Genomic DNA, 13,466 nt, shown 5'->3' on the forward strand with positions numbered 1-13,466 from the left:
CGGGCGATCTGGAAGATCTGCTCGTTGGCGACCACCGCGCCGGCGGGCAGGTCGTCGGCGGTGTCCGGGACCTGCTCGGCGGCCTGTACGGCCGGGGGAGCGGGCTGGGCGGAGGCCGTCGGGCTGAGGCCGAGCGCGAGGACGACGGGCAACGTGAGAAGGACGCGGCGGGGGGCCATGCCGCGACGGTAAAGGCTCATGGATTGGCGCACGCCGGTTACGGGGACAACAGTGTCAACGGTCTAGGCCAAGTCTCGGAGGAGCCTGATGAACCGCATCGCTGTCGCCCTGCCCACCACCCTGCTCGCCGCCCTCGCGCTGGCGCCGATCCCGGCCGGATCGGCCCCACCGACGGGCCTCACCGCCGGTCGCTACCAGAACCAGGCGGTCCAGGCGACGAACCGGGTCCGGCACCACCACGAACGGGCCGGGTTCCGGACACAGGACTGCCTGCAGAGGTTCGCAGAGCGCCAGGCGCGACGGATGGCGCGCCAGGACCGGATGTTCCACCAGGAGCTGCGCCCGATCCTGCGCCAGTGCGACCTGACCACGGCGGGGGAGAACGTCGCGTACGGCTACCCGAGCGGCCGCTCGGTGGTGAACGACGGCTGGATGAACTCCGAGGGCCACCGCGAGAACATCCTCAACCCGGGGTTCCGGCTGATGGGGATGGGGGCCCGGCAGAGCCGGGACGGTACCTGGTACGCCGCGCAGGTCTTCGGCGGCAGGACTCGCTGAGGGCTGAGCGGCGTACCGGGGGTCAGTCGTGCGAGCGGTCGGAGACGGTGACGTCCGGTCGTCCGACGTCGCTCGCGTTGGCCAGCTGGGCCACGGAGAGCAGGGAGGCGGCCACGAGCCCGGCGACCGCGACCGCGCCGACGATGCGCGCGCGGTGGCGTCGCAACGCGGGGGTGGGGCGGACTTCGATGATCATGGCGTGCTCCCGAGAGCGGTGGTGGGGAATGTCGGGGGTCGATCTGGCGACCCTGGGAGGGCCGGTGAGAAGAGATTGGCAGGGCCGCAACAATTTCGGACGAAATCCGTGGCTCAGGTAAATGCGCTGCACAAAACTGCAGAAAACTGCAGCCGGAGCCATTTTGACCCCCCGACGGTGCGTGCTTGGGCCCGTGATGACGCCTAGGCTGCCCATCGTGCCGATCCGCGTCCTCCTGGTGGATGACGTCGTCGAGGTACGCCGGCAGGTCCGCACCTCCCTCCGTTTCCGGGGCGGGTTCGAGGTCGTGGGCGAGGCCGCCGACGGTGCAGAAGCCGTCCGGCTCGCCTCGCTGCTGCGTCCCGACGTCGTGGTCCTGGACCTCGACCTGCCCGAATTCGCCGGCGACGACCTGCTCGGCCAGGTGCGCACCGCGGCGCCGGGGGCGAAGATCGTGCTGCCCGAGGACGGCGACCTGGGCCGCCTCGTGGAGCTGATCGAGTCGCTCGAGGAGCCCGACGAGGTCGACGAGACCGCGGCGGTCATCGACCTGCCGCACGAGCTGAGCAGCGTGAGCCGGGCCCGGGAGTTCGTGCGGGCGCGCTCGGCCGAGTGGGGGATCGCCGACCCGCTGGACGACGCGCTGCTGGTGGTCAGCGAGCTCGCCGCGAACGCGCTGACCCACGCGGGGTCGTCGTACCGCGTGCGGCTGTCGGCGACCGCGCAGGCGCTCCGGATCGAGGTCGACGACGACGGGGCCGGCACACCGGAGCCGCAGCCGCTGACCGAGACCGACGAGCACGGCCGCGGGCTCTACCTCGTCAGCGCGCTGGCGACGTCCTGGGGGATGGGGGCCGCCGAGGGCGGCGGCAAGCGGGTCTGGGCCGAGCTCGCGCTCCCCTCGCCGCGGAGGGTCGGCGAGGCCGAGTAGGCCCACCGGGCGCGGACCCGTAACCTTGCTCCTTGTGGCGGGCACGGACTACGACGCAGCGATCAAGCAGCTCCAGGCGACGATGTACACCATCGAGCAGGTCCTGGACGTCGACGCCATGCGCCGGGAGATCGCCGACCTGGGCGAGCGCGTCGCCGCGCCCGACCTGTGGGACGACCAGGAGAACGCGACCCGGGTGACCGGCCGGCTCTCCGCGCTCCAGGGCGAGATGGACCGCTTCACCGGTCTGCGGAGCCGCATCGAGGACCTCGCGCTGATGGTCGAGATGGCCCAGGAGGAGGGCGACGCCGACGCGCTCGCCGACGCCGAGACCGAGCTGGCCCGCCTGCAGAAGTCCGTCGAGGCGCTCGAGGTCCGCACGCTGCTGTCGGGCGAGTACGACGCCCGCGAGGCGATCGTCACGATCCGCTCCGGCGCCGGTGGCGTCGACGCCGCGGACTTCGCCGAGACCCTGATGCGGATGTACACGCGCTGGGCCGAGCAGCACAAGTACCCCGTCGAGGTCTTCGACGTCTCCTACGCGGAGGAGGCGGGCATCAAGTCCGCCGAGTTCGCGATCCACGCGCCGTACGCCTACGGCACCCTGTCGGTCGAGGCCGGCACCCACCGCCTGGTGCGCATCTCGCCCTTCGACAACCAGGGCCGCCGGCAGACCTCGTTCGCCGCAGTCGAGGTGGTCCCGGTGCTCGAGCAGACCGACGAGATCGAGGTCGACGAGAACGACCTGCGCGTCGACGTCTTCCGCTCGGGCGGCCCCGGCGGCCAGTCGGTCAACACCACCGACTCCGCCGTCCGCCTCACGCACCTGCCGACCGGCATCGTGGTCAGCTGCCAGAACGAGAAGTCGCAGCTGCAGAACAAGGCCTCGGCCATGGTGGTCCTCAAGGCCAAGCTCCTCGCGAAGGCGAAGGCCGAGGAGGCCGCGCTCCGCAAGGACCTCAAGGGCGACGTCGCCGCCACCTGGGGCGACCAGATGCGCAACTACGTGCTGAACCCGTACCAGATGGTCAAGGACCTGCGCACCGGCTTCGAGGTCGGCAACCCGCAGGCGGTCTTCGACGGCGACGTCGACGGCTTCATCGAGGCCGGCATCCGCTGGCGCCGCGGCGCCGAGAAGGCCGCCGAGAACTGATCGCGGCCGCGACAGCGGGCGCGATGATGGTGGTCGAGCAAGCCGCGACCGGCGTGTCGAGACCCGGTGAGCCGAACGACCACGGTGGTCTCGTCGGTTGCGGGGGCTCGACGACGCTCGCTGGCGCTCGCTGCTCGACCACCGATGTTAGTCAGCATTCACACGGACCCGGAACCTGTTCTAGGGTCGGGCCATGAGGCGCGACCACTGGAAGTCCCGCAACGACGCTCTCGATCCGGCGACCGACTACGTCGAGATCAGCCGCAACGTGGTGATGCACGAGTTCCCGTGGGACATGAACCAGGCGCTGAGCTTCGCGCTGTTCCGCACCTACGCCGTGCCGGGGATCGGGCGGCTGCTCTACGAGACGGGGCAGTTCACCGAGGCCGTGCAGAAGCGGTACGACGACACGGCGCTGCTGCTCGAGCCGCCGACGCGGGTGGGGTTCGAGCACCCGGAGGCGAAGGCGGCGATCCGCCGGATCAACGCGATGCACCGCGCCTACGACATCCCCAACGACGAGTTCCGCTACGTGCTGAGCACGTTCGTGGTGGTCCCGAAGCGGTGGATGGACGACTACGGCAAGCGGCCGTTCACGGCCAACGAGATCGAGGCGTCGGTGCAGTACTACCGGGTCCTCGGCCGGCACATGAACATCAAGGACGTGCCGGAGACCTACGCCGGGTTCGAGGAGCTGATGGACTCCTACGAGGCCGAGCACTTCGCGTACGACGAGGGGGCGCGCCAGGTGGCCGACTCGACGCTGGCGCTGATGCAGACGTTCTACGCCAAGCCGCTGCAGAAGCCCGCGGGCCTCTTCGCGCGGGCGCTGATGGACCAGCCGCTGCGCGACGCCTTCCGGTACGACGCCCCGCCGCTCGCGGTGCAGAGTCTCAGCCGGGCCGCGCTCAAGGCCAGGGGAGTGGCGCTGCGCGCCTTCCCGGCCAGGCGGAGGCCGAAGCTGATCGAGGACATCTCCTGGATCCGCAGCTACCCGGACGGCTACGACGTCGAGCAGCTCGGCACGTTCCCCGTCCCGGGCGTGAAGGGCTGCCCGGTGCGGCACGAGGACCCGGTCGAGCGGGTCAGCGGCCCCTGACCCTCTTCGAGGCCTTGCTGAGGGGGCCGGTGCCGATGTCGTTGAAGGCGCGGACCCGGAAGCTCCAGATCCCGGCCTTGGGCAGCTGCAGCGATGACGACAGCTGGCTGGCCGGCAGCACGTCGGTCGAGCCGGACCAGAGCGCCGACCCGAGCACGCTCCACCGGGTCGCCTTGATGACGTAGCCCGTGATCGCGGATCCACCGTCGTCCGCCGGCGGTGCCCAGCGCACGCTCGCGGTGACCTTGCCGCCGAGCGCACCGCTGCCGGCGCCGGTGATGACCGGCGGTCCCGGTACGTCGCCGGTCGAGAACGACGTGGTCGCCGCGGCGCCGGCGCCGGCGTCGTTGACCGCGACGACGCTCACGTCGTACGTCTCACCGCGGCTGAGCCCGGTCGCCTCATAGGAGAACGTGGCCGCCGAGACGCTGTCGGTGACGCCACCGACGGTGACCTCGTAGCCGGTGATCGCGCTCCCGCCCTCGTCGGCGGGCTCGTCCCAGCTGATCAGCGCCGAGGTACCGGACGGGTCGGGCGAGGCCGACAGGCTCTGCGGAGCGCTCGGCGTCTCACCGCCCGGGTCGACCGGTCCGCCCTCGCAGCCGGTGACGGTCAGCGTGTAGGCACCGACGCTGGCGTAGTCGTCGTAGCCCGTCTTGGGACTGCCGTTGCCGACACCGTCGACGGCGGCGACGTACTGCCCGGCGCCGACCGACGTGGTGATCGCCGCGTTCATGCCGGAGGCCACGTCGGCGTCGACCTTCGCCGACAGCGGGTTGTTGACCGCGACCTGGGTGCCGCCGGCGTCGTACAGCCGCAGCTCGATGTCGAGGTTGGTGCCGACGGCCGCACCGGTGGCGGTGACCTTCACGGAGCCCGAGCACTGGCCGAGCGCCCAGAAGTCCTTGTCGGTGCGGCTGGCGATGTACGCCGTGCCGTCCGGCAGCGCCGACGCGGCGCCGACGCTGTTGCCGGCGTCGTCGGTGCGGAGGTTCAGCCCGGCCCCCGCGATGACCGCGAAGTCGTCCTGCTGGTTGTCGGCGTCGTCGTAGTCGCCCTTGCTCCACTGGCTGATCGGCTCGAAGTCCGAGTTGCCCATGATCGGCGCCCACGGGGCGTGGCCGGAGTCGTAGCCCTCCTGGCTGTTCCCGTCGTGCTCGAGGTCGAGGTTGTGGCCGACCTCGTGCGAGACGGTCTCCGCGATGCCCTTGGCGTTGTCCTCGTAGTACTGCGGGAAGACCCAGACCGGCTGCGAGTCCCCGCCGACCTGGTCGAACACGTCGAGGTAGGCGATGCCCACGCAATCGCCGTCGCAGAGCTGGTCGACCGCGTTGCTCGGCGTGATCAGCGCGCGGGCGCCGAACACCTGGTCGCCGGCGCCGCTACGGACGATGCCGGCGGTGCCCGGGTCCTCGGTGGTGACGTCGACGTCGAACGGCGCGAAGTCCTCCGCGACCCGCTGCCAGATCTCCTGGATCAGCGTGCGCTCGTTGTTGTTGAACGTCGACGCGTTGCCGTCGAGCGTCCAGGCGGGGTGGCTGCCGTTCGGCAGTCCTTCGCTGTTCCAGGCCGTGCCCGAGACGGTCGCGCCGTCGAAGTCGAGGAGGATCGTGCGGTCCGACCCGGGCTGGCTGTGCAGCTGGAACGTCTGGCTCAGCGGGAACTGCGGCGCCAGCGCGGGCACCGCCTGCCGGGCGCGTACGGCGGCCGCGCTCGGCACCGGCTCGGTGTAGTAGAGGTTGCCGTCGCTGTCGAGCGACGCGGTGGGGTCCTCGTGGACGATCGCGGCGTACCGCGCGGCCTTCCGGTCGCTCCCGACCGCCTGGCTCGAGGTGCTCGTCACACCGACGGCGGCCAGCGCCGCGGCGATCGCCGTGGCGCACGCCACAGTCCGCCCCATCCTCCGGTTCATCGACCCACCTCCGCCCGGGACGCTAGCGGTGTCATCGACGGTGCGTCCCCGGAACGGAGCAGTCTTCACCCGGCACTCCCGGCCGGGACGGGTTCGCCGGGGGCGTGGGGTCACCGACTACCCTCGATCCGGTGATCCGCTTCGAGAAGGTCGTCAAGGCCTACCCCGGCCAGGCGCGCGCCGCCCTCGACCAGGTGTCGGTCGACATCGACAAGGGGGAGTTCGTCTTCCTCGTCGGCACGTCAGGGTCCGGCAAGTCGACCTTCCTCCGCCTGGTGCTCCGCGAGTACCGCGCCACCTCCGGCCGGATCTACGTCGCAGGCAAGGAGATCAACCGGCTCGCGAGCTGGAAGGTCCCGCGGATGCGCCGCCAGATCGGCACCGTGTTCCAGGACTTCCGCCTGCTCCCCAACAAGACCGTCAGCGAGAACGTCGCCTTCGCGCTCCAGGTGATCGGCCGGTCCCGCTCCGAGATCAACAAGCTGGTCCCCGAGACGCTCGAGCTGGTCGGCCTCGACGGCAAGGGCGACCGGATGCCCGACGAGCTCTCCGGCGGCGAGCAGCAGCGGGTCGCGGTCGCACGGGCGTTCGTGAACCGGCCGATGATCCTCATCGCCGACGAGCCCACCGGAAACCTCGACCCCACCACCTCGGTCGGCATCATGAAGCTGCTGGACCGGATCAACCGCACCGGCACCACCGTGCTGATGGCCACCCACGACGCCGGCATCGTCGACCAGATGCGCAAGCGCGTCATCGAGCTGGACGACGGCCGGGTCGTGCGCGACCAGGTCCAGGGCAGCTACGGCTTCCAGCACTGACGTACGACGTACTCCACCGAAACGAGTCTCCGCACCCATGCAGCTTCGCTACGTCTTCTCCGAGCTCGGGCAGGGCCTGCGCCGCAACCTGTCCATGCACGTGGCCGTCATCCTCACGCTGTTCGTCTCGCTGACCCTGGTCGGCCTGGGCGTGCTGCTCAACCAGCAGGCCGAGAAGGCCGCCGAGCAGTGGGGCTCGGAGCTGCAGATCACGGCGTTCCTCTGCAAGGACCGCGACGACAACCCCGCCTGTGCCGGTGAGGTCACCGAGGCGCAGAAGGAACGGATCGCGGCGGTCGTCGAGGAGAACCCCGAGGTCGACAGCTACCGCTTCGAGACCAAGGAGGAGGCGTTCGAGAAGATCAAGGAGCTGCTCGGCGCCGACAAGTTCGAGGGTCCGAACCCGGCCGCGACCGCCGAGGACATGCCGGAGTCGGTCTGGATCACGCTCAAGGACCCGGACGAGTACGAAGGCATCGAGAGCGCGATCATCGGGCTCGACGGCGTCTCCAGCGTCCGGGACCAGCGCCAGATCGTCGGGCCGGTGCTCCAGGGCTTGAACGTGATGCGGATCGGCGCGCTCGGGATCGCGGCGTTCCTCGTGGTCGCGGCCCTGCTGCTGGTCGCCAACACGATCCGGCTGGCGGCGTTCGCCCGTCGCCGCGAGATCGGCATCATGCGGCTGGTCGGCGCCTCCACTCTCTACATCGCGCTGCCGTTCCTCATGGAGGCGCTGGTGACCGCGGCGATCGCGGTGGGCATCGCCGTCGGCGCCCTCGGGGCGTTCATGTGGTTCGGCGTGCACAAGCAGCTGGAGGACCTCGTCGGCTTCATCCCGTGGATCGGGATGGAGGAGTTCACCTACGCCGCGATCGTCGTCGCGATCCTGGGGCCGGTGCTCACGCTGCTTCCGACACTCGTGTTGACGCGCAAATACCTCAAAGTCTGATCCGCGCGGGTTAACGTCTTCGCGTTCACTTCCCCGAACACGAAGGCAACACGGTGCGTCACTTCCCCCGTACCGCACGCCAGCGTCTTGCGGCGGCCACTGCGGCCTGCACGCTCGCGCTCGGTGCGCTGGCTGTCCCCCTCGCCAGTGCCGACCCCAAGGACCTCAAGCACAAGCAGCACGAGGCCCAGGAGCAGGTCGAGCACGCCGAGCACGCGCTGGACGAGTCCAGCGGCCGGCTCCAGGCGGCGCGCAGCGCCCTGCAGCAGGCGGTCACCGACCTGGCGTCGGCCCGCGGGCAGTACTGGGCCGCCCGGGCGAAGCTCGACGCCGCTGAGGTCCGTGACCAGGAGATGCAGCTGCAGCTGGAGGAGGCCGAGCAGCGGCTCGAGGAGGCGCAGGCCGACCTGGAGCAGGGCCAGCAGGACCTCGCCGACCAGCGGATCGAGCTCACCGACACCGTCACGGACATCTACGAGCAGGGCGACCCGCAGCTGCTGGCGTTCGCCACCATCCTCGAGTCCCGCACCACCGCCGACCTCACCCGTCAGGCCGAGCTCAGCAGCGTGATCGTCGGCCGTGAGGCGCGGGCGTACGACGACCTGCACGCCGCCGAGGTGCTGCTCCAGGTCCGCGAGAACGAGGTCCAGGCCGCTCGCGACGACGTCGAGGAGCAGCGGGAGGCCGCGGCCGAGCACCTGAAGACCATGCAGACGCTGACCGCGGAGGCGGCCACGGCGAAGGAGTCGGTCCGCACCCAGGTCGAGAACCGCCGGGGCGCCCAGGTCGAGGCGGTCGCCGCGCGCCAGCAGGACCTCGCCGACCTGCGCGAGGCCAAGAAGCGCGAGGCCCGCATCAAGCAGCTGATCCTGGCGGCCGCGGCGCGCGCGAAGGGCGGGTACACCGGCTCGACCAACGGGCTGCTGATCCGCCCGGTCCCTGGCTCCGTGACGTCGCCGTTCGGCTACCGCGAGCACCCGATCTACCACTACTGGGGCCTGCACGACGGCACCGACTTCGGCGTCTCCTGCGGCGAGTCGATGAAGGCCGTCGCCGGCGGCACCGTGATCGCGGCGTACTACTCCGCGGTGTACGGCAACCGGCTCTACCTCAGCCTGGGCCAGATCAACGGCAAGAACGTCACCGCCGTCTACAACCACGCCACGTCGTACCGCGTCGGGGTCGGCGACCGCGTCGCCCAGGGCGAGACCGTCGGGTACGTCGGCAACACCGGCTGGTCCACCGGCTGCCACCTGCACTTCACGATCCTCGTCAACGGCGACGCCGTCGACCCGATGGGCTGGCTGTCGTAGGCCCTCCCAGGCACGGAGGTCTCGAGACAGGCGCCAGGGCGCCTTCCTCGACCACCGTGCCCGGTGGTCGAGGTGGTTGTGAAGCAACCGTCTCGAAACCACCTTGCCGCTCCTGAGAGAATGGCGGAATGGCCAAGGAGACCGGGCAGAAGATGGTCGCGCAGAACAAGAAGGCGCGACACGACTACCTCATCGAGGACACCTATGAGGCGGGTCTCGTCCTGATGGGCACCGAGGTGAAGTCGCTGCGGCAGGGTCGCGCCTCCCTGGTCGACGGGTTCGTGGACATCGAGAACCACGAGGCGTGGCTGCACGGCGTGCACATCCCGGAGTACTCCCAGGGCACCTGGACCAACCACTCCGCCCGGCGCAAGCGCAAGCTGCTGCTCAACCGCGACGAGATCGACAAGATCGAGCGCCGGGTGAACGAGAAGGGCCTCACCGTCGTGCCCCTCGCGCTGTACTTCAAGGACGGCCGCGCCAAGGTCGAGATCGCGCTCGCCAAGGGCAAGAAGTCGTGGGACAAGCGGCAGGCCATCGCCGAGCGGACGGCCGACCGCGAGACCCAGCAGGCGATCGGCCGGCGGATGAAGGGCATGCGTGACTGACCCCGACGTCCCTGCTGTCCGGGAGTTCTGGCAGGGGCTCGGGCTGCCCGGGCTGTTCGACGTGCACGTCCACTTCCTGCCGCCGAACATCCAGCGCGCGGTGTACGCCGTCTTCGACGCCGCCGGCCCGAAGATCGGCCGCGAGTGGCCGATCCGCTACCGCCAGGACCACGCCGAGCGGGTCGAGATCCTGCGCGCGATGGGGGTGCGGCACTTCCCGACGCTGCCCTACGCCCACAAGCCGGGCGTCGCGGCGTACCTCAACGACTGGGCCGCGGGCTTCAAGCGCGACGTGCCCGAGTCGCTGTGGTCGGCGACGTTCTACCCCGAGGACGGCGCGGCGTCGTACGTCGGCGCCGCGGTCGAGGCCGGGGTCGAGGTCTTCAAGCTGCACCTGCAGGTGGGGGAGTTCCACGTCGACGACCCGCTGCTCGACGGCGTCTGGGGCCAGCTCGAGGACTCCGGGACGCCGGTCGTGCTGCACGCGGGCTCCGGCCCGGTCGGCAACGAGTTCACCGGTCCAGCGTCGACCGAGCGGCTGCTGCGCCGCCATCCGCGGCTGGCGCTGGTGCTCGCGCACATGGGGGCTCCGGAGTGTGCGGAGTTCCTCGCGCTCGCCGAGCGGTACGACGAGGTCCGCCTCGACACCACGATGGTGTTCACCGACTTCTTCCCGGCGTACCCCGCCGACCTCGTGCCGCGGCTGCGCGACGTCGCGCACAAGGTCCTGCTCGGCAGCGACTTCCCGACGATCCCGTACCCCTACGCCCACCAGCTCGAGGGCCTGGCCCGCCTCGACCTCGGCGACGACTGGCTGCGCGCGGTGTGCTGGGAGAACGGCAGCCGTCTGTTCGGGGCGCGGCCGTGATCTACGTCGTGCAACGCCACCGCGCGACCACGCTGCACTTCGACCTCCGGCTGGAGGTCGACGGCGTCCTCGTGTCGTGGGCGGTGCCGAAGGAGCCGACGACGGACCCGCGCGTGAAGCGGCTGGCCGTCCAGGTCGACGACCACGAGCTCGAGCACGCGACGTACGAGGACGCGGACAAGACGATCTGGGACCACGGCACGTACGAGAACCTGATCGAGCCGGACGCCGCCGGCGCGATCGCGGCCGGGCACCTCAAGGTCCGCCTCCACGGCGCCCGGCTCGACGGTGTCTTCGCGCTGACCCGCACCTCGATGAACGGCGACCCGCGGAACTGGATCCTGGTGAAGGTCGCCGATCCTCAAGTCTGAGCCGCACCTGCCGATGTCGAAGATGTGCTGGACCGCGTACTCCTCCCTGTCCTCGTCGCCTCCACGGTGACGGTGGCAGGCGTCGTCGGCGGCAACGTCGTCGACTGGCGCGTCGCGTCCACGGCGGTCGAGCAGCAGGCGGTGCTCGCTCCCGAGCCGACGGTCGCCCTCGCGGTCCCGCCCCCGCCGGCCGACCCCGCACCCGTCCGGTCGGCCGCGACCCTCCGGCTCCGCCCGACCCCGACGGCGCCTCCGGCTGCCCCCGAGAGGGTGGAGAAGCGGGTCGTGACGCTCCCCACCCAGCCCGTCGTCGTACCGCCGGCCGTCGCGAAGGCGCCGGCCGCCCCCACGCCCACGAGCGTGTCGATCACCCAGGCCAACCTCTACCAGGGGATGTCCGCGGCGCTCTTCGCCCAGGACCTGGCCGCCGTCGCCTCCACGGAGCCCGACTTCATCACCCTCAACGAGGCCGGCCACCGCGGCGACGCGGAGATCCGGCCGCCGGGCTACGCCTCCTTCCGGACCACCGGCTCGCCGTACCTCGCGGAGACGCCCGTGCTGTGGCGCACCGACCGCTGGACCCAGGTCGACGCCGGCAGCCGCTGGCTCACCACCCGCAAGGTCAAGTGGGGGGAACGGGCGGTCAACTGGGTCACCCTGCGCTCCACCGCCGGCCAGGTCCTCAGCGTCGTCTCGGCCCACCCCGCGCCCACGCTGCGGCGCACGGCGGGGCTGCTGCCCGTCTTCATGGACGGGCTCGCGGTGCTGGTCCGCGAGCTCCGATCGCGCGGCCCGGTCCTGGTCGGTGGCGACTTCAACGCCGGCTACCACGGCCCGCTCTGGCCGGGCGACGCTCTCGCGACCGCGGGGCTGACCTCGACGTACGACGCCTTCGGGGTGCCGGACGGCGGCACCGGCGACCACGGCGGCCACACCATCGACTACGTCTTCCACACGGCCGGTCTCACCCCGACCGCGCAGTCGACGCGCGAGCTGACCTCCGACCACGACGCGGTCCTCGCGAGCTTCTCGCTCGAGGGCTGACCGGACACACCGCACGAGGCGCCGGTGTGCTGCAGGGGGCTTCCCACGGACGCCAATTGCTGATGGAGTAGCAGCCGGTCCGGGGACAGACCTTTCTCGAGGGAGTCTGATCCATGCGAAATCGTCTGCTCATGCTGGTCGCTGCCGTACTTCTTGCGACCGGCTTCACCGTCGTCTCGGCACCTGCCCAGGCCAGTACCGGTGGCACCCCTGACGGGGAGACCCACCCCAACGTCGGCCTGATCCTGTTCTACGACGCCACCGGCCGCTACCGCTGCAGCGCGACCCTGGTGAGCCCGACGGTGCTGCTCACCGCGGCACACTGCACGTCCGGCACTCTCGGCAAGACGCTGGTGACCTTCGACTCCGTGATCGCCGAGGCGCCGCCGTCGCCGTTCCCGGTGGCTGCCGACCCCACCGTCGGCTACACCGAGGCGGAGCTCGCCGCAGCGGGTTACCTGTCCGGGCAGGCGTACACGCATCCGGAGTACTCCGACTTCACCGACCTGGACAACTGGAACGACGTGGGAGTCATCGTCCTCGACGAGCCGGTCACCGACATCGAGCCGGCGACGATCGCCGAGCTGGGGACGCTTGACGCGATCGCGTCCTCCCGGCTGCGTCGCACGATCTTCACCGCGGTCGGCTACGGCACCGAGGTGCGCAAGCCCGACTCGGGTCCGCAGAAGCCGCAGCCGATGAGCTACCCGCTGCTCCGTCGGTACGTCGACATGCCCGGCCAGAAGCTCACCCCGCAGATCCTGCAGACGAACGGGAACGAGAAGGACCCGTTCGGCACCGGCGGGACCTGCTTCGGTGACTCCGGCGGTCCGGTGTTCCTGAACGGTGAGGTCGTCGCGGTCACCAGCTACGGCTACACCAACAACTGCCGGTACCTCGGCGGCTACCAGCGCGTCGACATCCAGGTCGTGCAGGACTGGCTCGACGACTTCGGCCTCACCTTCGGGGGCTGACGAGACCACGGCGGCGGGCATGTCGGAATACCGATGTGCCCGCCTGTGGTTGTCCCACTACACTCGAAGTACAACTCAAGAGGGGCTGATCGGTTTCGACTTGGGACGTTAGTTCCAGGGGAAGCGGGTCGAGGAGCCAGCGTTATCTCGTTAACGATCGCTGGAAACCAATAACTGCCAACGCTAAGCGCAGTTCCTTCGCTCTCGCCGCCTGAGCGGTGATCGAAGCGTCAGACCGGGTATCCGTCTCCGGCCCGGACCCTGGCGTCATCTAGGAGACTTGCTGCTCACTCCGTGTCGCGGAGGGTGAGCGGGACTATTCCGTGACTGAGCCTGTCGGGGACGTGTCCGTGCGAGCCCCGGGGCCGAGAAAAGCGACATCACGGACTGCACCCGGAGAAGACCTGGATCGACGCTCGAGGACCGGGGTTCGATTCCCCGCAGCTCCACCACCACTCTCACGCGTGAGATCTGCTGATCACCTCTTGA

The 13,466-nt window shown here is 70.3% G+C and carries 14 protein-coding genes and 1 other RNA gene; 13 read left to right on the forward strand and 2 right to left on the reverse strand.

Annotation, left to right across the window (positions count from 1 at the left end; all coding sequences use genetic code 11):
* The first annotated feature begins 267 nt into the window (after window positions 1–267).
* Complete coding sequence (locus MJ604_RS15250) at window positions 268–738, forward strand: CAP domain-containing protein (protein ID WP_243059347.1); 471 nt, start codon at window positions 268–270, stop codon at window positions 736–738.
* Between the two features lie 22 nt (window positions 739–760).
* On the opposite strand, the gene MJ604_RS15255 is transcribed toward MJ604_RS15250, so the two are convergent.
* On the reverse strand, window positions 761–934 hold the full coding sequence (locus MJ604_RS15255; protein WP_243059348.1) for a hypothetical protein: 174 nt from the start codon (window positions 932–934) through the stop codon (window positions 761–763).
* Between the two features lie 217 nt (window positions 935–1,151).
* On the opposite strand from MJ604_RS15255, the gene MJ604_RS15260 reads away from it, so the two are divergent.
* From MJ604_RS15260 to MJ604_RS15270, 3 genes are all read left to right on the forward strand, one after another.
* Window positions 1,152–1,865 (forward strand): ATP-binding protein, encoded by a 714-nt coding sequence (locus tag MJ604_RS15260; protein WP_243059349.1) that lies wholly within the window; start codon window positions 1,152–1,154, stop codon window positions 1,863–1,865.
* A gap of 34 nt (window positions 1,866–1,899) precedes the next feature.
* On the forward strand, window positions 1,900–3,018 hold the full coding sequence (prfB, locus tag MJ604_RS15265) for a peptide chain release factor 2 (RefSeq protein ID WP_243059350.1): 1,119 nt from the start codon (window positions 1,900–1,902) through the stop codon (window positions 3,016–3,018).
* Window positions 3,019–3,211: 193 nt separating this feature from the next.
* On the forward strand, window positions 3,212–4,117 hold the full coding sequence (locus MJ604_RS15270; RefSeq protein WP_243059351.1) for an oxygenase MpaB family protein: 906 nt from the start codon (window positions 3,212–3,214) through the stop codon (window positions 4,115–4,117).
* On the opposite strand, the gene MJ604_RS15275 is transcribed toward MJ604_RS15270, so the two are convergent.
* A complete protein-coding gene (locus MJ604_RS15275) occupies window positions 4,104–6,017 on the reverse strand; it encodes a fibronectin type III domain-containing protein (protein WP_243059352.1) in 1,914 nt (637 codons plus the stop codon). The genes MJ604_RS15270 and MJ604_RS15275 overlap by 14 nt on opposite strands.
* A 143-nt stretch (window positions 6,018–6,160) precedes the next feature.
* Between MJ604_RS15275 and ftsE the strand changes: the two genes are divergently transcribed.
* The 9 genes from ftsE (at window position 6,161) to ssrA (ending at window position 13,429) form a co-directional block, all read left to right on the forward strand.
* Window positions 6,161–6,850 carry a cell division ATP-binding protein FtsE gene (gene ftsE, locus MJ604_RS15280; protein WP_243059353.1) on the forward strand — a complete coding sequence of 230 codons (690 nt, stop codon included), beginning with the start codon at window positions 6,161–6,163 and terminating at the stop codon, window positions 6,848–6,850.
* A 37-nt stretch (window positions 6,851–6,887) separates the two neighbouring features.
* Window positions 6,888–7,799 carry a permease-like cell division protein FtsX gene (gene ftsX, locus MJ604_RS15285; protein ID WP_243059354.1) on the forward strand — a complete coding sequence of 304 codons (912 nt, stop codon included), beginning with the start codon at window positions 6,888–6,890 and terminating at the stop codon, window positions 7,797–7,799.
* 53 nt (window positions 7,800–7,852) lie between these two features.
* Window positions 7,853–9,112: a M23 family metallopeptidase gene (locus MJ604_RS24320; RefSeq protein WP_243059355.1), complete on the forward strand. Its 1,260-nt coding sequence runs from the start codon at window positions 7,853–7,855 to the stop codon at window positions 9,110–9,112.
* Window positions 9,113–9,240: 128 nt separating this feature from the next.
* Complete coding sequence (gene smpB / locus MJ604_RS15295) at window positions 9,241–9,720, forward strand: SsrA-binding protein SmpB (RefSeq protein ID WP_243059356.1); 480 nt, start codon at window positions 9,241–9,243, stop codon at window positions 9,718–9,720.
* Window positions 9,713–10,588, forward strand: a complete 876-nt coding sequence (locus MJ604_RS15300) for an amidohydrolase family protein (protein ID WP_243059357.1) — start codon at window positions 9,713–9,715, stop codon at window positions 10,586–10,588. Before smpB ends, MJ604_RS15300 begins: the two co-directional genes overlap by 8 nt.
* The gene (locus MJ604_RS15305; RefSeq protein WP_243059358.1) at window positions 10,585–10,959 is read left to right on the forward strand and encodes a DNA polymerase ligase N-terminal domain-containing protein; all 375 of its coding nucleotides are present in this window, start codon (window positions 10,585–10,587) and stop codon (window positions 10,957–10,959) included. The genes MJ604_RS15300 and MJ604_RS15305 overlap by 4 nt, the downstream gene beginning before the upstream one ends.
* A 72-nt stretch (window positions 10,960–11,031) precedes the next feature.
* Window positions 11,032–12,003 (forward strand): endonuclease/exonuclease/phosphatase family protein, encoded by a 972-nt coding sequence (locus MJ604_RS15310; protein WP_243059359.1) that lies wholly within the window; start codon window positions 11,032–11,034, stop codon window positions 12,001–12,003.
* Window positions 12,004–12,116: 113 nt separating this feature from the next.
* A complete protein-coding gene (locus tag MJ604_RS15315) occupies window positions 12,117–12,977 on the forward strand; it encodes a S1 family peptidase (protein ID WP_243059360.1) in 861 nt (286 codons plus the stop codon).
* Window positions 12,978–13,058: 81 nt separating this feature from the next.
* Window positions 13,059–13,429: a transfer-messenger RNA gene (gene ssrA / locus MJ604_RS15320) on the forward strand.
* Window positions 13,430–13,466: the final 37 nt, after the last annotated feature.

Source organism: Nocardioides sp. SR21 (assembly GCF_022761125.1).
In the GTDB taxonomy this organism is placed as follows: Bacteria; Actinomycetota; Actinomycetes; order Propionibacteriales; family Nocardioidaceae; genus Nocardioides.

Bases quoted from the DNA above. Each gene is read 5' to 3' on its own strand.
- MJ604_RS15250 (WP_243059347.1), top strand. From the start codon at position 268: ATGAACCGCATCGCTGTCGCCCTGCCCACCACCCTGCTCGCCGCCCTC.
- MJ604_RS15255 (WP_243059348.1), bottom strand. From the start codon at position 934: ATGATCATCGAAGTCCGCCCCACCCCCGCGTTGCGACGCCACCGCGCG.
- MJ604_RS15270 (WP_243059351.1), top strand. From the start codon at position 3,212: ATGAGGCGCGACCACTGGAAGTCCCGCAACGACGCTCTCGATCCGGCG.
- MJ604_RS15275 (WP_243059352.1), bottom strand. From the start codon at position 6,017: ATGGGGCGGACTGTGGCGTGCGCCACGGCGATCGCCGCGGCGCTGGCC.
- ftsX (WP_243059354.1), top strand. From the start codon at position 6,888: ATGCAGCTTCGCTACGTCTTCTCCGAGCTCGGGCAGGGCCTGCGCCGC.
- smpB (WP_243059356.1), top strand. From the start codon at position 9,241: ATGGCCAAGGAGACCGGGCAGAAGATGGTCGCGCAGAACAAGAAGGCG.
- MJ604_RS15315 (WP_243059360.1), top strand. From the start codon at position 12,117: ATGCGAAATCGTCTGCTCATGCTGGTCGCTGCCGTACTTCTTGCGACC.